The following is an 18774-nucleotide window of genomic DNA, read 5'->3' on the forward strand; positions in this document are numbered from 1 at the left end:
TACTGCTTTGTATGCGGATCAACGGTAACTACTTATCAAAGACACAAAGTGTGCCACACTGTTCACACCAACCTGACAGCTGGTTATCTCGCTCCTGTATAGAGCTCAGCCGGTGAGCACATCGGCATACGTAAGCATGAAAACGTGCAGGATTGCCCAATACCAGGCTGTGGGGAGGAACATCTTTAGTCACAACTGCTCCAGCACCAATCAGAGCAAACTGACCAATCGTGATCCCACATACAATTACTGCCCCCGCGCCAATTGAGGCACCGTACTTGACCAGGGTCTCTGTCACTTCCCAGTCATCGGCACTCTTCAGTTGTCCTTCGGGAGTAATCGCACGTGGATACATATCATTGGTGAAACAGACGTGGGGACCAATAAAGACACCGTCCTCAACCGTGACCCCCTCAAACAGCGAGACATGATTCTGGATCTTTACCCGCGATCCAATTGAGACATGGGATTCCACATAGACGCCCTTACCAATGTTGCATTGCTCACCAATGCGAGCAGCCTGGCGCACATGGGCCTGGCGCCAGATACGTGTGCCACTACCAACTTCTGCACCATCTTCTACTTCGGCCTGTGGATGAACATAATACGGTCTATCTTGCATTATTTTCCTTTTTTACGTCGAGCATTGGTGAAATTATTGCGGATAAAAGGCATCCAGCGCAAACGAGCAATAAATCCCCATAGTCCGGCAGCTTCGGCGGCGACCACTAACCAATGTTGATCAATGTCAGCTTCAATCCGGGACAAACGATATGGATCACTCTTAGGAGTGTTGAAACCATAGGTTGTAGTGACCGCCCAATCATAACCGGCCTCCTTGACTGCCTGCACTACGGGATCCCCAATGTGCTGGGCCTGCCCAACCGGATAAGCAAAGCTACGAATAGGATGTCCAAGTTTGCGCTCAAGCACCTTTCGACACTCGGCTATCTCATAACGCATCTCTGTTGGATCTGTAATATAAGAGAGGATGGGATGATGCATGGTGTGTGCCCCAAAACAGATCCAGCCACCTTTATCCATCTCTTGCGCCTGCTCCCAATTAAGGGATAAAAGATCCCAATCACGATCATGTTCATCGGGTACCGGCGAGAGATCAAGCTGCTCACTGGCGGTGGTCAGGAAGGTTTCGCGCTCAACAACTGAAGTTGCAAAGCGAGCACGATCATCAATAAACTGGGCCAGCTCACCTCGTGCTCCAGCCTGATCCAATTGAAAGGTGTGCTTGTCCAGAGTAACCTCGCTCGCACGTGCACGTCGAGACATACTCGCCCCCTCGAGCCACCAGAAACGCTTGCCAGATTCAATATAGCCAGGAATCAAATAAATAGTGAAAGGGATGCAATAATCACGCGCTACCTGAGCAGCATACGTGAAATTATCAACATAACCATCATCAAACGTAATTACCAGCGGCACGCGTCGATCATTCTTATACTCAGGATCCTTGCGGCCAGAGTAGAGCTCTTCCATGGCAGCATCTAGCGACATTATGCGATAATGACGCCGCAAATAGAGCATATGCTGCAATAAATTGCCACCAACAGCGGTGTGATAGTTTAAAATCACGACCCGTTGCCCGGCACGCCGGGTCCACCAGCGTGCCAGAGCAACCAGGCCTGTATAATAAAAGAGGCTGGCTAGCATAACCAATATTCTCTTACTCATTCTACCTTCCTTCAGCAAACCTCTCTACGACAAGCACACGTTTAACGCGCACCCACAAGTTGTCTGACAATGGATGCGGTAGCCCGGCGAGCAGCGGCTTCAGAACCTAATACAAAACGATAGTAAGGCCCAAAGCTACGTGCAGCGGAGAAGCCAACAAAGTAGAGTTTAGGAATACTGGTTTCAAACCAGCTATTCAAAACTGGAGAGCCCCGGTGAGACTGCAAGGCATCCTTGATATCCTGATCCAACATAGGCAGGGATTTCACATCTGGGAGATAGCCAGTGCAAACAATGATATGATCAAAGACAGCCTCTTCCCCAGTTGAAAAGGTCAGTTTGGCTTTGCCGTCAATCTCTTCAACCTTGACCACCTGCATGCTTTCTTTGATTTTCACCTTCCCCAGGATACGTGGCTTAAGCCAGTGTGAGCCAGCCGGTCCATGTGTGGTATCCACCATAGCATCACGACGTTCACGGGATATACTATGCAAGAAGTAAGGGTATTTATCCTGGAAAAAGTTCTTCCAGCCATCTCCCATGCCTGCTTTTGGAGCACGGATACGACGAATCCAGGAGGGGACCTTAGCATTGCCCATTGGCACCCAGTGCAGGGGTCGGCGGCAAATAACTTCCACGTCGGTTCCCTGCTCATATAATAATGCGGCCGTCTCTAAGGCAGCCTGACCCGCACCAATAATCGCAACTTTCTGATCTTTCATATGCTCTAAATTAGAGTGATCAGATGAATGTGAGACCAGCGAGGAAGGCAGGTGAGAATATTCTTCAGGAATATTTTTATAGTAGTGCAGGCCAGGGGCCAGGACTACCGTCTTACTGATGAGCTCGCGTCCATCCTCCAACATGACACGATAATTTCCATCATCAAGATGTATAATTTTACTGATATAGGTTTCATCTACATCAGGCACCGCATGCTGCTGGAACCAGCTCACATATTCCAGGAAAAGCTCTTTTGGCATTGGATCAGTAGGCTCGATGCCTTTATCTTCATAAAAGCGAGCAACGACATATTTTCCCTGTGGATCAGAGAGGCTGGAGGCCCACCAGTAAGAACGCAAAAGCATACCTTCAGGCATATGATTGCGCCAGAAATGATTTACTTTACCAAAGGTAGCCACTTTCAAGCCCTGACCCAATAAATGTGCAGACACAGAGAGACCATAAGGGCCCGCACCAAGGACCACGACATCATATTGTGCAGAAGGGGTAGATTCTTGATTCTTTTTAAGATTTAAAGATACGCTCATTAATAAATTCCTCCTAAGATGATCGCTTGCTGAGTTTACGCACCGAGCGAGAAGTAAAATCTTTCGCCGCGGCCCACACAGGCCTGGGATCATTCAGATCAACATAATCATAACCAGTAGGTTTAAAAAAACTTGTACAAAAATCAAAAATAGTTTGAGCTGGTGGTGTGACTCCGGGTCGACCCCGCTGGGCCAGAGCTTCAGCAGTTGTGACGATGTCACCTTCGAGAAACCGCATCCATCCACCAGTACGATAATTTACTACAGGGTCCATATGCTCGCCGGCTGCCCATTGATAGAGGAGATAAGGAAAATCAATACCTGAGCGCACGGCAATTTCGACCGAGGCCGATAAACGTGGATTAATCTCCATGAGATAGGGCTTACCGGCCCCATCACGCCGGAATTCCACTTCAGAGTAGCCTTCCAGCTCGATTTCTCGCACCAGACGTTCAGATTGAGCACCAATATCATCGGGAACGGCGATACTCTGGCGCAAAACAGAGGTGCCACCCAATGGGGGTTGGGTACGTTTGGCCCATTGAGCAAAACGGGCGTACATCGTTCCCCGAGCATAAAGCAGACTTACCGCTTCACGCCGCCCGGTTAAGAATTGTTGAAACAGGGTGGTGCCACCTCCCTGAGTTAACTTTTCAACCGCCGCATAGGCTTCCTCAGGAGTTGTAACCAACTCACAAAGCAAGCGTACACCTTGTTGTTCCCCCCAGAGCCAGGTTTCAATCGGCTTGACAACAGCAGGCAAACCAATCTCGCGAATAGCTTCTTTCACCTCGCTCACAGAAGAAACCGTTACGCCTCTGGGAACACCCAATCCAAGGCGCTCTGCAACCTCCAGTGTAAGGTCCTTATTGATAGCAGCTTCAAGGGCAGAGTCTTTCGCCAGCGCCACATGGGTATATTTTTCAATCTCTGCCCGATGTTCGCGAACAACTGCCAGCGTGCCATCTGAAGATGTCAGCAGAACACGAGCCCCTGTATATTCCAAAACCTGGTACAGGTAGGTCAAAAAGGGTTCTGTCTGTTGCTCATATCCAGGTGCTACGTAGGCATGCTCACACCAGCGAGAAGCAAATGTCGGGATCGACCTGTTTCGATGGCCGTGTTGAGCCGTCTCTAGCGCCGCTACATGCATGCCACGTTTTCCCAGCGTACGCACAGCAACAAGCGACTGGCGCAAATTTGCATCCAGCACCAGAGCATCATAGGTTGGAGGACGTGACTCAGCATGGATCGCTCCCACTGAGTCATGTCCAGGAATAGTACTACTTTGTAAAGAGTTTTGCATACTTTTTCCTGATTCGTGATACGACACCTAGTAATCCAACAAGTTCCGCAGCCATGACCATCCAATGTACTTCCGTATCTCCTGGCATACGCCCCAAGAACAAAGGATTGGACTCGCTAGTATCTAGCTCTTCAAGTGTGGTCACTGCCCATGTATAACCTGCGGCCCTGACTGCTTCAACACCTCTTTCCCTGATATGTTGAAATTTGCCAACAGGGTAAGCAAATGTGCGGATTGGGGAGCCAAGTTTTTCTTCAAGAATACGACGTGATTCTTTGATTTCAAACAATAGCTCCGTGGGATCGGCTATATTAGCCAGTATAGGATGATTAACGGTATGGGCTCCAAAGGAAATCAGCCCGCTTGCTTCCATTTCTTTTATTTGCTCCCATGTTAGCGGCATATTGCCATCCAGAGCATCCGTGTCTCTACAGGGTAGAGCCACACCCAGGATTAACTGAATGTCTGCGAGAAACGCTTCCCGCTCTGCAACCGAGGTTGCGTTCCGTGCCTGCGCATCAATAGCAATGGTCAGTGCCTGTCTATCTTGCAACGATTGCATATTATAGGTACTTCCGGCAAAGGTGATTACCTCTGAATGGAGCTGACTTACCAATTTTTGAGCAGCCAGCCACCAGAAGTAGCAACCATTCTCTATATAGCCGGGGATAACGAAAATCGTCATCGGCACATGATAGAGCTTTGCCAGGCGAAAACCTTCGGTATAGTTATCAAGATAGCCATCATCAAACGTCAATACTACTGGCAAACGTTGATCTCGTCCACCAGTACCAGCCTGAGACAACGGTACAAAAAGTTCTTCAAGAGCTTCATCCAGATGCATAATGCGGTAATGCCGTTGTAGATAGCGCAATTGCTTCTCCAACTGTCCGTCCGCATTATGATAATTCAGAATGAGTAGCCGGCGGTCCGAACGCTCTTTAACGCGTAGAGCTAGTTTAGTAATTCCAGTATAGAAAAAAACCATAGCCAGTACTACACGTAAGCGTTCATACATCATAGACCTCCAACATCCTCATTCCACTCGGCCGCGAATTTATTGTTCGCATGATCCTTTATTTCTGGTGAGCCACATAGCGTGCTGCACCTGCGGCGACACGTTTTCCCGCAGCTTTAGCACCTACCACAAAGCGGTATAATGGTCCAAAGGCACGTACAGAACTCAATCCAATAAAGTAGAGTCCTGGAACACTGCTTTCAAACCAATGATTAAGCACAGGGATATTGTTATCTGTCTGAATCTGCTCTAACAGTGTAGGATCAATCATGGTCAAGTTCTGAGCTTTGACTTCATAGCCGGTGCCCAGTAACACATGATCGATCTGCAGTTGCTGATCATCTGAAAGACGCACAGTCAGCTTGTTATCCTGCTCCTTCATTTCCTTGATCGTAGTATGCTCATGTATGTTTACTTTGCCCAACACACGATCTCGGAGCCAATCTGAAGCGGCAGCCTGATAATTCGAATTGATGAAGCGATCCTTTTTCGGCTGTGCGAAGCGATAGAACAAGTAAGGCATATATTCCAACACCCAGTTTTCCCATCCAGGAGCGATACCCGCGCTCGGAGCCTGAATCTTTTCCCAGAGTGAGCGTTCATCGTGTCGATCCCGCCCTAACCAGTTAATCTTGCGTCGCGCCACCAGATGCACTTCCGCTGCCTGACCATCTTCTAACAGCAAAGCTGCATACTCAACCGCGCACTGTCCACAGCCGACAATCATCATTTTTTTGTCTTTAAACTGACTGTAATCACCGTGATCAAAAGAATGCGATACCAGTTCTTGCGGAAAACCATTAAACTCGGCAGGACGACGAGAAAAGTAATAGACCCCGACAGCCATAATCACCGATTTTGCCTGCGCCACGCGACCGTCTTCCAACGTCACAATGAAACGTCCATTTTCTCGTTGCACCGAAGTTACATACGTTTCATCGACATTGGGCACGGCATTTTTCTGGAACCAGAAGGCATAATCTAAAAAGAGTTTTATAGGAACAGGATAGGGATTGTGAATATGCTTCATTTTCAGGTAACGTGCAAAACTATATTTTTTTTGTGGATCAGAGAGGCTGGTCGCCCACCAATGGGAGCGCAGATACATACCCTGGGGCATATGTTTGGCCCACAGTTCCATGGGTTTGCCAAAGATCGCGACATTTAAACCTTTACCAATCAAATGTGCCGCAGTAGTTAAACCATATGGGCCAGCGCCAACAACAATAACATCATACTGTGTTACCGGGGTTGATTGTTGCGCTTCCTTTTGATCAGATACAACGCTCACCTAAAACTCCTTTTTAAACGAGAGAACCTCTTAACAATAGCTCCCCCCACCCAACTTGACGTAAACTCCATTGAAGCTTTTATAGCCGGATTAAGATCATGCCAATCAACATAGTCGTAATCCATAGGCTTCAAGAAAGAGGCTGCGAAACTCAGTACTGCTTGAGCTGGTGGGGTAACCCCAGGACGACCACGTTGCTGTATCGCTTCGATAGTAGTCATGATGTCCCCTTTCAGATAGCGCATCCAATTTCCAACGCGATAAGAAGAGACTGTATCAATTGTTTCACCACTGGCCCATTGATATAACAGCTTAGGAAAATCTACTCCCGAACGTACCGCGATCTCTACAGAAGCAGACAGACGAGGATTAATCTCCATGAGATAAGGAATACCAGCACGATCACGACGAAACTCGATTTCTGCATAGCCTTCGAGATCCATTTCGCGTATCAGCCGCTCCGCCTGAGTTCCTGTATCGGGCGGCAAGGGAATACTTTGACGCAAGACTGATGTGCCGCCGAGCGGTGGCTCTGTGCGCTTGGCCCACTGGGCAAAGCTAGCATGAACCTCATTGTTGGCATACATCACACTGATTGCTTCTCGTCGGCCAGTTAAAAATTGCTGGAACAGGGTTACTCCACCCAGTTGCGTCAATTCTTCGACTGCTTGCTTTGCTTCATCCACCGTGGTTACCAGGCGCGACGCGAAACGAGCTCCATATTCCTGATTTTCACTCCAAAGCCAGGACTCAACCGGTTTGATAACTGCCGGTAGACCTATCTCTTTTAATGCCGCAGAAACATCTTGTATAGAGTGCACCGCTAAGCCACGAGGAATGCCTAAACCTAATGTGCCGGCCACCTCCAGGGTTAGTTCTTTATTAATTGCCAATCCCATAGCAGGATCTCTGGCCAGAGCAATCTGCGCATACTTTTCCAGTCGCTCGCGATATTGTCTGAGTAAAGCTACAGTACTATCTGAAGAAGCAATGATCACATTGGCTCCATTTTGCTCTAGCCAGCGCTCCAAAAAGTTCAGATAAGCTTCGCTCCCCGCGTTGGCAGGACAAATGACGCCTTGCTGACACCAGCGTGAAGAGAATGCAGGTACAGCAGTTTCAGCCTCCAACGCTGCTACTTTCAAGCCGCGCTGGCCCAATGAACGGATGGCAACCAGAGATTGACGTAGAGCAGCATCAAGCACCAGAACATCATATTTCTTTGTTGTGATACCTGCACTACTTTTATGTTGCTCTGCAAGTCCATATTTAGCATCAGCGATGTTCTCTACATTCGATGAACGATATACCACGTAGCACCTCAATAATTAAGAGAACTTATATATCAGCTTTTTCATTGATAAATGGTTTCCATAGTGGAGCAAACATACTCCAGATGCCCGAGGTTTCAGCGGCAATTAAAAGCCAGTGTCGCCGTACATCCACCAGAACCCGCTCAAGACGATAAGGATCGCTCTGCGGTGTGGCAATACCTTTTGTGGTTGTCACTGCCCACGTATACCCGGCCTCACGTACTGCCTCGAGTGCTGTTGTCCCGATATGCTCGGTGCGTCCAATGGGATAAGCAAAACAATGTACAGGCTTTTGCAAACGTTCTTCCAATACTTGACGAGATGCAGTTATCTCATAATGTACTTCCGCTGCATCAGACAAACAGGAAAGTACAGGATGATTTATGGTATGGGCACCGAAAGAAACGAAACCACTATTCTGCATCTCTAATACTTCTTCCCATGATAGCGGAATATTAACATCTCCTACATCTCTTCTGCAAGAATCCGGTACCTCTATGGTAAGATCTTGTTGTATCTGAGTCAGAAATTGTTCGCGAACAGCTACGCTATCCGCCATACGCAAACGTGTATCAATGAGAGTAGCAAGCGCCTGACGCTCCACTGGCAGATGCAAATGATAGGTTCTGTCATCAAGGGTTATCTCCTCTTTCGACGTCTGTTTGACCAGGCGCTCTCCCTCCCCCCACCAGAAGTGCTTGCCACTATCCAGGTAGCCAGGAATTAAGAAAATGGTGATAGGAACTTGCAACTCAACGGCAGCTTTAAATGCATGGGTATAGTTATCATAATAGCCATCATCGAAGGTTATCACGACAGGAGTACGTTTGCCCGCCATCTTCCCTGCGGCCGTGGCAGGAGCATACAACTCATCTAATGCATCCTCCAGGTGGAGAACACGATAATGTCGCTTCAAGTAGCGCATATGTTGACGGATATCCCCAAGGCTCGCTCGGTGATAGTTAAGAATCAATAAACGCGGCCCCTGATGGCGCATATGCCAACGAGCGATCCTGACCAGACCACAATAATACAAAATTGCAGCCAACAGCAGCCGTATCATTTTACGCATAAAATCTTTCCCCTACGATCATAAGAAACATAATACCTGCGTGATATGAATACCTCAAACAGTAGTTTCAGATGTTCATATCACACGAATCAAACCTTTCAGTTAAAAACTACTGGGATTATGCTTCACCACCAGTGCATCCATAACATTTTTCATTAAAGCCTGCATGCCAGGAACAGCCACACTTTTAGCGCCGCACTTTGGATCTTCATGCAAACGATAGCTGTCCAATGCCGTCTCCCAATAAATAGAACCAGTCGCAAACACCAATGCCCCGGAAGAGGCTACATAGTAGGTAGAATTACTCACATCAGCCAGCTTCGTTTCACTACTAATAGTCGCCGAAGAACTTATGACGTGTAAATTTTTAGGTGTAGTAGAACTAAAAGTTGGGCTATCCGGCGTGCTACGAGGATCTATATTGACCCGATCCCATTCATAACCAACTACACCACACCCATATTCTTGATTTGGTTGCAGATCAGTCCCCTTAAGCAGAGGTAGATTCGCCGCCTGCGGTGCAACACGCCAGGGAAAACCATGCTGATCATGGGTAAGGTTTGAATAAAGGACCCCAACCAATGCATTTTCTGGTCGACCCACCACCGGATCTCGCCAGTTACTGGTGACCACGGAGTTATCCTTGCCATACATTGGATCACGTGCAAGATCATTGTTGACGGTCTGTACTTTATAAGAAACAATAGTTCGGTTAGGAACGCCAGCAGAGTCTGGCTCAAAACGCATCTGCCAGTAGACCGCGTTTGCTCCCATAAAAGCCAGTCCCATCCCTCTGTCCCGTGCCTTCTCAACCGTTGTGCGCATACTTTTTGTCCAATATTCATCGTGGCCCAGGGAAATATAAGCCTTATGCGTATCTAACAAATGCGAATCTGTCTGTAGATCAATATCGCTGGCATAAGAGACATCATAACCATTCTGCTCCATCCAACGAACGTTCTGGACAATGAAGGTTAAAACCTGACTCGAGCCTGTCTCTACATTATTCGGTTTATTCAGAGAAACCTTGGTAGCTCGCTTGGCTACACTAGTGCCAGTGAAATCACCATCAGCATCATACAGGCTGGAACCTCCCCAAATATTATAGGCTGCATAGGTTGTATCGGGCGTTACCGCTATATAAGGTGCCTTCTTTGACCCCAGTACATCAAATGGAACATAGAATTGCTTGTTATTCGCATCAGTAAATTTAGTCAGATAAATTCCAGTAGTCCAATCAGCAGGAATTTTCAATGTATACGATTTTTGCCAGTGGGTTTCAATCAATCCCGTATTTTTATCTAAAGTGCATGTCGTGCAATTTACCAGGCGGTTGGCAGCCTCATCAAAATACCCTTGCGCCTGACCTGACAGATCTCGCACTGATGTCATTAAGCGTCCTCCAGCTCCACTATACCAACCCAAACGAAAGACATCAATACTGTACGTCGTTTGTGCTACCTGAGTGCTCACATAAAATGCCAGCGACTTACCTGGCTTCACTGAAGTAGCTCCTGCAAAGGCTTGAATCTGCGTGGTTGACTCGCTACCTTGCGGAATCTTCCAGGATGAGGTACCAATGAGTGCGTTTTCGCGTGTTATGGCATTTGTAGGGCCGGAACCTGCGATAGGTTGGCTACCATCATTAACAAGATACTTGTGATCATTTGAGCCCGCAAGTAAGGATGGTGATAAGAAATAAAAACCGAGCAGAGCCGCTGCTAGAATGAAAATAGTAATAATTGTAGCGACAGACTTAAATTTCATGCAGAGCCCTCCGCACTTATTTTCTTAATCATATATTTGTTTCTTCAAAATATCGCAATACAAGTAGGACAATATACCCTATAAGAATATAGCATCTTAGAATGATAGGACAATGAATAAGATGTTACCCCTTACAAAAATACCATACATGTTGTGATGAAGGCATGTTGATTTTGGTAGAGAATCAGTGAATCATTCTGTAAAAGTGTGGAGAAATTTATGGAATCAAACCGGAAAGATCATATAATAGCTATAAGAAATAACCCAAACAGTAGGAATATTTTCCCCATACCTACATTATCCGACTGTGATCTACTATACTGTGCAATGTATGAAATTTAAGCAGAAGGTAATATGCAGCATCATAAATACCACTGTGTATCGTTAATATATATTGACGGTGTGCTCATACAGCATAATTAAAGTCATGCCTCCTGTGAAGTTAGTAAGATATATGGAGAGATTGCACCTGACTTGTACGACTGGAACAGAGTGTTTGGCAATAAAAATAGGAGGAAATAAAAATTAAAGACTTGGAGTTACTATCTCAACAAAGGAGTAGTATTTTCAACGCCTTCTCAACGCCAGCAACAACCTGATTCCTAATCTACAGAAGGTATCTTCTAAGATAGGGTATAAGGCAAACTCATATATTGTTGCTTCCCGATAGGCAAATTTATTTTCCATTACTACATATAAAGATTCTTATGAAGTCTGACATTGTCATTTTAATACGGATAAAAACCTGGTAAGGATGGTATTTCAATGCGGAGTACGTTAAGTCGCTATATACTACTCGCAAAACGTTGGGCCTGGGTCATAATACTTGGTATGGTTATTTGTGGCGGTACGACCTATCTCGTCACTAAATTGCTGATGCAACCCGTTTACGAAGCACAAACCCGTTTACTGATCACTCTACCGGGCTCTTCACAGAACGATAGTACAGTAGCGGCGATGGCTCAGCAACCAACGTATAACCAGCTGGTGACGAATCCCAATGTACTCAGTCCTGTCGCAGCCAAGCATGGCATGACAGTGAAACAACTGAGTAGTATGGTTAAGACACAACCTGCAACAAACACACTGATTATTGATGTGCTGGTCGATAGTAGCGATCCACAACTAGCAGCCCAGTTGTCTCTAGAGGTGGCACAAAGCTTTACCTCATACGCCAATACAAGGCTTGGTAGCCAGGCAAACTTTAATATTCTTAATCCTGTTGTCCCCACTGATCCAATCAGACCTCGTCCATCGCAGGACTCCTTGATCGGTGCTCTGGTAGGACTAGGGTTAGCGCTAGCGATCATTGTTATATTCGAGTGGATTGATGACCGCCTGACTTCACCTGAAGAGGTAAATAAGCTGCTGGGCATCGATGCATTGACGATTATTCCAGAACTCTCCCGTAAGCAGCGCTCAAAAAATGCAGAGGAAACTCCTGAACTGGCTGAAGGCTGTCGCATTCTTTGTGCCAACCTGAACATGGCTCAAATGTTGCGCCCTTTTAAACTGGTAATGGTTACAAGCTCAATGGCAGGCGAGGGTAAGAGTACAATTGCCGCTAACATGGCTTCATTCCTGGCTATGTCTGGTAAACGAGTGCTCCTGGTGGATGCCGATCTCCGTCATCCTGTGCTGGATCAGCACTTCCAGGTAAATAATCATAAAGGCTTATCCAATGCCTTCTTAGAGATGTGGTCACAGGTTGAGGGCGAGTTGGATGGCCAGCCTACCGAGATTCCTTCGCTCCGCGTGCTAACCGCAGGGGTGTTGCCATCGAATCCGTCAGAACTCTTACAGTCTCAATTGGCCAGCCAGCTCTTCAACCATTTCCGCAATACTCAAAAATTTGATTATGTTATCTTTGATACTCCACCCCTGTTGCCTATTGCTGATGCACAGATCATGGCCGCATATATGCAGGTAACCATTCTGGTTGTCGATGCATCGCGCACACCGCGTAAAGCAATGGTACGGGCTAAACAGGCACTGAATCGAACAGGTACACGTGTCCTGGGTGTGGCACTCAATAAAAGTAATTGGCCGGAGTTTGGCGAAGTACAGGATTATCTGAGCAACATTCAATCACGCCCACGTGCAGATATCACAATGTCTATGCCTCCTAATACACCACAAATCAATCATGCGATTGATGCAACCAATACTGCTATTCTCCCCTCGGCGAATAACAAACGCTAAGCGCACGTTGGATAGTGGTAGTTGTGGTGAGAGCTCTTTGCCCTGAACATGGCTTCTAACCTGAGACCAGGTCAAAGTAAACATGTCGGGGCAAAGAGATGGCAATACAAACATCAATCTATTTTTATCTGTCTTTGTGAGTTCCTGTGCCTTTTAGAAATGCTGTATAAAATATATTAAGGAAACAAAAGATTAATGAAAAACCAGCTCATGGAGAAGATCTCCTCGCACTCATTACATGTGGGAATTATTGGTCTAGGCTATGTAGGGCTTCCTCTGGCAACTACTTTTGCAGAGGCAGGTTTTCACGTTACAGGTATTGATGTAGATCAAAAAAAAGTCGATCAGGCAAATGAGGGACAGAGTTATATCTCCGATGTCGAGAGTGAAGATCTGCAAAAACTGATTGCAGCTGATAAGTTAACATTTACCACTGATTTTTCAGCTCTTGATACTGTTGACGCGATTAGCATTTGTGTTCCTACTCCACTACGTAAAACACGTGAACCAGATATCTCTTATATTATTTCGGCAGCCCGTGAAGTCCGCAAGCATCTCCATCCAGGCCAACTGATTATTCTGGAAAGCACAACATATCCAGGCACCACTGATGAGGTGTTGTTGCCTGAATTGGAGGAGACCGGCCTCAAAGTCGGGGAAGATTTCTTCCTGGCCTTCTCACCTGAACGTATCGATCCAGGTAATCCCACTTTTGGCACAAAAAATACACCGAAGGTGGTTGGTGGCATTACTGCCAGTTGCACCGAATTGGCGCAGGCCTATTATGGAGCCGCCATCGCGCAAATTGTTCCGGTTAGCTCGGCTCGGGTCGCGGAAATGACCAAGCTGCTGGAAAATACCTTCCGAGCGGTAAACATTGGACTGGTCAATGAGATTGCCATCATTTGCGAAAAATTAAATATCAGCGCATGGGAAGTTATTGATGCTGCCGCGACCAAGCCATTTGGTTTTATGCGCTTTCAGCCTGGTCCTGGACTGGGTGGGCACTGCATTCCTGTTGACCCACACTATCTTTCCTGGAAGCTTAAAACGCTTGACTACAATGCTCGCTTTATTGAACTGGCGTCAGAAATCAATAGCAGCATGCCCCATTATGTGGTGAATAAAATTATGGCAGCCCTCAATGAACAGCGCCGTAGTTTGAACGGCGCAACAGTCCTTGTGATGGGTGTGGCCTATAAACGCAATGTGAGCGACGTTCGTGAGTCACCTGCACTGGATATCATCCAGAGTTTGCTCGATCATAAAGCAGTTGTGCTCTATAATGACGACCATGTCCCTTCCCTGACCTTGCAGGGTGGTCGAACACTGCATTCACAACCAGTGAGTAGCGGCCTGCTCCAGGCTGCGGACTGTGTGGCTCTCGTTACTGATCATGATTATTATGACATCCCTTCCATTGTCGAAGAGGCACGTTCTATTGTCGATACCCGCAATATGACCAGAGGATTTCAAGATACCAAGATTTTCAGACTCTAGACCATGTTAAAAACTATAGAACGGTAAAGAAACATGTCTCAACCATTGAGCAATGGCCGCACTGATAGTCAACCGCTGCTGAGCACAACCAGTGCTCGGCTGGTTGCTGTCCGGCTTAAGTCTGCAAATAAAAATATCTTCCGGGCTCTACTTAGTCTGGCCTCAGCAAACTTGCTGATCCGCGTAGTAGGTCTTCTGAATCAGGTGGTGGTAACCGCAAAATTTGGACAGGCTTATAATATGGATGCCTACTATGTAGCATCCTTGATCCCGACAACGTTTGCGCCAATGCTTGCCAGTGCACTAGAAGCATCGGTCATCCCTGTTTATTCCAGGTTACGTTCAAGAGGCTCACGGGAACAGGCATCCAAACTATTTAGCACCCTACTCAATCTGCTGGTACTTTCGTGTATCATCTTAACCATTGTTCTGCTCGTCTTTAAAGCACCATTGATCTATGGGCTGGCATCAAAATCGAAGCTCGAAACACGACTTCTAGCACAGGACTTAGCGCCATTTATCTTCCCCGTAGTGGGATTGATGACTCTGAATAGTTTTATGGAATGCCTGCTCAATGCTGAAGGAAAATTCGGTTGGCCAGCCTATGCAGGTATTCTGGTTCCAATGACGACGGCAACGTGTGTGTTAGTTGGTGGTAATAGCGCTGGCGTTTTAATGCTTTGTGTTGGTACACTCATCGGTCAGGTGCTACAACTGGCGGTGATTATCTATCGAGCACATAAATCCCATATCGTCTACCGACCTGTATTAGATTTAAAATTGCCAGAATTGAAGCCGATTATGACGGCGGCCTGGCCAGCACTCTTTGCTGGATTAATCAGTATGGCCAGTCCGGCGGTTGACACTATTTTCGGGGCCTTTCAAAGTGAAGGTACGGTTGCGGCACTCAACAATGCACTCAAATTGAATGGTGTGCCAACCGGTGTAATATTCGCGGCCGTGGGACGTGCCGCCTTACCCTACCTGGCAAGTCAGGCCGCAATTAAGGATATGCGGGCCTTCAAAGGCACCTTGCGCTTATATCTCTGGGTAGTTGGTATCGCCACACTAGCATTGACGGTCGTTATGACCTTTGGGGCCTGGATCATCGTTGGAATAATCTTTCAACATGGCAAATTTAGTGCCCAGGATACCAATCAGACAGCATGGATTCTGGCAGGCCTTTCGATTGGAATGTTTCCAACTGCGGTCGGCTTTATTGTGTCGCGAGCGTTCAGCGCCTTAGGTAAGACGCGGGTCTTGATGGGAGTCAGCATTTTTAGTGTTTTCGCTAATGCTGGCTTTGATGCATTCTTTGGCCACCTCTGGGGCGGCTTCGGTATCGCCTTTGCGACCTCCCTCTACTACTTCTGCACGATGATCATTTTGCTGGTAACACTACGCATGATGATCGGTAAACTCAATCTTTTAACTTTTCCCAAAGAACTAAAAGATATGCTGTTCAAATTCGGCATAGGCAAATTATTCGCGCCTAAAGATATTACTCTGTACGATCTGGGACTAACCTATAAGGTGCGCAAAGGCTTAACGCGCGTCGGCTTAGCCCTGGCAATCTTTGCGGCAGGGGCTGCAGGCTCGGCACAGAATGCGATGTTTACGGTACGTATCGCGTTTGGTTCACTGGCCATTCTGGCATTGTTACGCTATCAGTATCTACTTGTGCTGGCATGGGCCTGCATTAATGTGTTTATTGGATCAGCATTGCCACTCTTTAATGGTAACAATCTGTTGTCCGGATTGACATTGCCAACGTTGCTGCTACTCTTTTATGTTCCGACAAAAGAGGCCCTTCAACGTATGCCTGCGCTGGCATTCTGGCTCTTCTACTTTATCTGGATCTTGCTGAGTATGGGCATTTCTCCCGTCACTTTACAAGAATTCTTCACAATCTGGACCACGCAGTTGGACTTCTTTGCATTGAGTGTACTGGTAGTATTAATCATTGACACACGGCAAAGATTGATGCTCTTCATAGACGCGATGATTGCGCCAGCTATCTTTATCGCACTCTATGGCTTATGGGGCTTTACAATACAGCAGCACGGCGTTATCGATCCCAGTACTGGTTACTTCCGGATCAGTTCGATCTTCTATGATACGCCACCAACCCTGGGCCTGTACCTGTCAGTGTTGATCCCAATTACCATTTATCGCATTTTTACCCTGCGCAAATTCTTGCAGATCTGTTTAGCGGTTGCCATCTTACTACTCTTGATGCTGGCACTCGGTCTGACATTCAACCGCGGTACCTTACTCGCAGTTGGAATAGGCCTGGTTGTCACTGTGCTCTTCCTGCCTTCGAATAAGTTACGAGGCATCGCCTTTGGGGCAGGCACAAGTATCGTTGGTCTGATCTTACTGGCAACAACACTTGCCAATATTCCTATCCTGAGTCGCTTTGCCAACAGCGATATCACTTCACTCAATGGCCGTACTTACCTCTGGGCAGCGCTCATCAATCACTTTGATCCTGCGCAGATCCTTGGCTATGGTATGAAGTCGTCTGATGTGCTGCTGACACAACTACAAGTAGGCTTTGGTGGCGGTGTCATTGCAACGGCAGCACACAACATTTACCTGGAATCCTTGTTTGAGCATGGCATTATTGGCCTCGTACTCATGTCATTAGGGTTTATCTCCTTCGGCTGGATATTGATACGCAAGTATGCCAATAGCACCTATGAGCATAAATTATTGCTGGCAATCGCTTTTGGTACGCTGGTCAGTATTGTTATTCAGGGCTATGAGTCCAATGACATCTGGAACCAGGGTGTCGGCATTTACTTTTTCGTCCTGATGGCCCTGCCCTTTACACGCTATTGGGACAGCCAGAAACAACAGGCTCAGACCAGGCTTGAGGATGAGGCACAAAATGAGCGGGATGGAGAAACAGACCATCCAACTGAACAAAAAGAACTTGCAGTGATCTAGAGAAGAAGCATCACTAGCTTCTTCCCTGGACCACCAGGGGCAGGTCGACGAAGGAGAAGTTTCGTGGATAAACAATTGCGTATCTGTATGGTCGCTTTTTTATATGCGCCAATTATTGGTGGGGCTGAAACTCGCGCAGCCAAACAGGCACATCGACTCCTGGAAATGGGTCATCAGGTGGTGATTGTTACTTTACAACATGAAAAAACCTGGAAAAAGACAGAACTAATAGACGGTGTACCAGTCATACGTATTGGTGGTTCTTTTAATCGTCGTGGAAGACTGCGTGTGGGCCGCGTTGGGCATATGCCAATAGATCTATTAATGTTCTTGCAGTTATGGAGGATGCGAGATAGCTACGATATCCTGCATACCATCCAACTCTCTCCCCTCTCAGGGGTGGCGGCCTTGATTGGAAAATTAACCAAAAAACCTGTTATCGTCAGTATTCCCAGCACTGGTCCTGGCCGCAAACCCAAACCAGATGAAGCCATACTTATGCTGGATACACTGGCTGACAAGTTGTCTGATACCAGTTTTTTTAAGGTTGATTACGCGGATGTGGTGGTGGGCGATATGCAGCATATGAGGAAAACAGCTTTTGGCGGAGGACTCATTCTAGATTTTCTCAAAAAATCGGATGCATTTTATCAAATTTTGAGCAGCCGTAGCTACGGCTATATGACGTCCAATGGTTTCCGTGCTGAAAAACTTGTGCATATTCCTAATGGTATCGAAATTGCAAAGTTTGCTCCTGCCCCAGAGTTACGTCCCGATCCAACCCGACCTGAGCGAGATATTTTATGTGTGGCACGTCTACAATATCCCAAGGGAGTGGATGTACTGCTCCATGCCTGGAAACGTATGCTGAATGCTCCAGATAGCTGGCGCTCTGATTTGAAGCCGCGCTTATTGATTGCTGGTAATGGGCAATCTGAGGAACAACTCAAACGCATGGCCCATGAGCTCGATATCGAGGAGAGCGTCGTGTTTCTGGGAGCACGCAAAGATGTAATCGATCTGCTGCATAAATGCTGGGGATTCGTACTACCCTCACGCTGGGAAGGTATGCCTAATGCTTTGCTGGAAGCGATGAGCTGTGAAGTTCCTTGCATTGCCACGAATGTCAGTGGCAGTGAAGATATCGTGGTTGATGGTGTAAATGCTTTGCTGGTCGAGCCTGAGGACCCCCAGGGATTGGCCGTAGCATTGCAGCGCCTGATCTCTGATACTGAACTGGCCACACGCTTAGCCAGGGCAGGACGTGAAACTGTGGTTCGAGATTATCAACTTATAAATATTGCTGATCAATTTATAAACTTCTATCGTCAAACACTTCATCAGGAGTCCCAGACCCTTTCTAAGGTGCTCGAGGGCGTGGGAGAAAAATAAT

Annotated in this window: 13 protein-coding genes; 4 read left to right on the forward strand and 9 right to left on the reverse strand. The window is 46.9% G+C overall.

All coding sequences use genetic code 11. The annotated features are described in order from the left end of the window. Positions 1-28: 28 nt before the first annotated feature. The 9 genes from EL633_RS37780 to EL633_RS04050 form a co-directional block, all read right to left on the reverse strand. A complete protein-coding gene (locus EL633_RS37780) occupies positions 29-622 on the reverse strand; it encodes an acyltransferase (protein ID WP_126625958.1) in 594 nt (197 codons plus the stop codon). Then, positions 622-1689, reverse strand: a complete 1068-nt coding sequence (locus tag EL633_RS04015; RefSeq protein ID WP_126625959.1) for a polysaccharide deacetylase family protein — start codon at positions 1687-1689, stop codon at positions 622-624. Before EL633_RS04015 ends, EL633_RS37780 begins: the two co-directional genes overlap by 1 nt. A 41-nt stretch (positions 1690-1730) precedes the next feature. Beyond that, positions 1731-2960 (reverse strand): FAD-dependent oxidoreductase, encoded by a 1230-nt coding sequence (locus EL633_RS04020; RefSeq protein WP_161981928.1) that lies wholly within the window; start codon positions 2958-2960, stop codon positions 1731-1733. Positions 2961-2973: 13 nt separating this feature from the next. Then, positions 2974-4266, reverse strand: coding sequence for a carboxylate--amine ligase (locus EL633_RS04025; RefSeq protein ID WP_126625961.1), 1293 nt, complete (start codon positions 4264-4266; stop codon positions 2974-2976). After that, positions 4244-5287: a polysaccharide deacetylase family protein gene (locus tag EL633_RS04030; RefSeq protein WP_126625962.1), complete on the reverse strand. Its 1044-nt coding sequence runs from the start codon at positions 5285-5287 to the stop codon at positions 4244-4246. Before EL633_RS04030 ends, EL633_RS04025 begins: the two co-directional genes overlap by 23 nt. Before the next feature lie 55 nt (positions 5288-5342). Further along, on the reverse strand, positions 5343-6575 hold the full coding sequence (locus EL633_RS04035; protein ID WP_126625963.1) for an NAD(P)-binding domain-containing protein: 1233 nt from the start codon (positions 6573-6575) through the stop codon (positions 5343-5345). Beyond that, positions 6572-7888, reverse strand: a complete 1317-nt coding sequence (locus EL633_RS04040; protein ID WP_126625964.1) for a carboxylate--amine ligase — start codon at positions 7886-7888, stop codon at positions 6572-6574. Before EL633_RS04040 ends, EL633_RS04035 begins: the two co-directional genes overlap by 4 nt. 25 nt (positions 7889-7913) lie before the next feature. Then, on the reverse strand, positions 7914-8960 hold the full coding sequence (locus EL633_RS04045) for a polysaccharide deacetylase family protein (protein WP_126625965.1): 1047 nt from the start codon (positions 8958-8960) through the stop codon (positions 7914-7916). Between the two features lie 102 nt (positions 8961-9062). Continuing rightward, positions 9063-10727, reverse strand: a complete 1665-nt coding sequence (locus EL633_RS04050; protein ID WP_126625966.1) for a N,N-dimethylformamidase beta subunit family domain-containing protein — start codon at positions 10725-10727, stop codon at positions 9063-9065. 765 nt (positions 10728-11492) lie between these two features. On the opposite strand from EL633_RS04050, the gene EL633_RS04055 reads away from it, so the two are divergent. From EL633_RS04055 to EL633_RS04070, 4 genes are all read left to right on the forward strand, one after another. Then, the gene (locus EL633_RS04055) at positions 11493-12929 is read left to right on the forward strand and encodes a tyrosine-protein kinase domain-containing protein (protein WP_126625967.1); all 1437 of its coding nucleotides are present in this window, start codon (positions 11493-11495) and stop codon (positions 12927-12929) included. 195 nt (positions 12930-13124) lie between these two features. Beyond that, on the forward strand, positions 13125-14429 hold the full coding sequence (locus EL633_RS04060) for a nucleotide sugar dehydrogenase (RefSeq protein WP_126625968.1): 1305 nt from the start codon (positions 13125-13127) through the stop codon (positions 14427-14429). A 33-nt stretch (positions 14430-14462) separates the two neighbouring features. Continuing rightward, entirely contained in the window at positions 14463-17381 is a 2919-nt protein-coding gene (locus EL633_RS04065) for a lipid II flippase MurJ (RefSeq protein WP_126625969.1), read from the forward strand. A 63-nt stretch (positions 17382-17444) separates the two neighbouring features. Further along, the gene (locus tag EL633_RS04070; RefSeq protein WP_126625970.1) at positions 17445-18773 is read left to right on the forward strand and encodes a glycosyltransferase family 4 protein; all 1329 of its coding nucleotides are present in this window, start codon (positions 17445-17447) and stop codon (positions 18771-18773) included. The last annotated feature ends 1 nt before the right edge of the window (position 18774 follow it).

Origin of the sequence: Dictyobacter alpinus, assembly GCF_003967575.1 — a bacterium.
GTDB classification, from domain to species: Bacteria; Chloroflexota; Ktedonobacteria; order Ktedonobacterales; family Ktedonobacteraceae; genus Dictyobacter; species Dictyobacter alpinus.

Coding starts and splice junctions, on each gene's coding strand:
- EL633_RS04055 (WP_126625967.1), top strand. CDS start 11,493: ATGCGGAGTACGTTAAGTCGCTATATACTACTCGCAAAACGTTGGGCC.
- EL633_RS04020 (WP_161981928.1), bottom strand. CDS start 2,960: ATGAGCGTATCTTTAAATCTTAAAAAGAATCAAGAATCTACCCCTTCT.
- EL633_RS04025 (WP_126625961.1), bottom strand. CDS start 4,266: ATGCAAAACTCTTTACAAAGTAGTACTATTCCTGGACATGACTCAGTG.
- EL633_RS04045 (WP_126625965.1), bottom strand. CDS start 8,960: ATGCGTAAAATGATACGGCTGCTGTTGGCTGCAATTTTGTATTATTGT.
- EL633_RS04060 (WP_126625968.1), top strand. CDS start 13,125: ATGAAAAACCAGCTCATGGAGAAGATCTCCTCGCACTCATTACATGTG.
- EL633_RS04065 (WP_126625969.1), top strand. CDS start 14,463: ATGTCTCAACCATTGAGCAATGGCCGCACTGATAGTCAACCGCTGCTG.
- EL633_RS04015 (WP_126625959.1), bottom strand. CDS start 1,689: ATGAGTAAGAGAATATTGGTTATGCTAGCCAGCCTCTTTTATTATACA.
- EL633_RS04030 (WP_126625962.1), bottom strand. CDS start 5,287: ATGATGTATGAACGCTTACGTGTAGTACTGGCTATGGTTTTTTTCTAT.
- EL633_RS37780 (WP_126625958.1), bottom strand. CDS start 622: ATGCAAGATAGACCGTATTATGTTCATCCACAGGCCGAAGTAGAAGAT.
- EL633_RS04050 (WP_126625966.1), bottom strand. CDS start 10,727: ATGAAATTTAAGTCTGTCGCTACAATTATTACTATTTTCATTCTAGCA.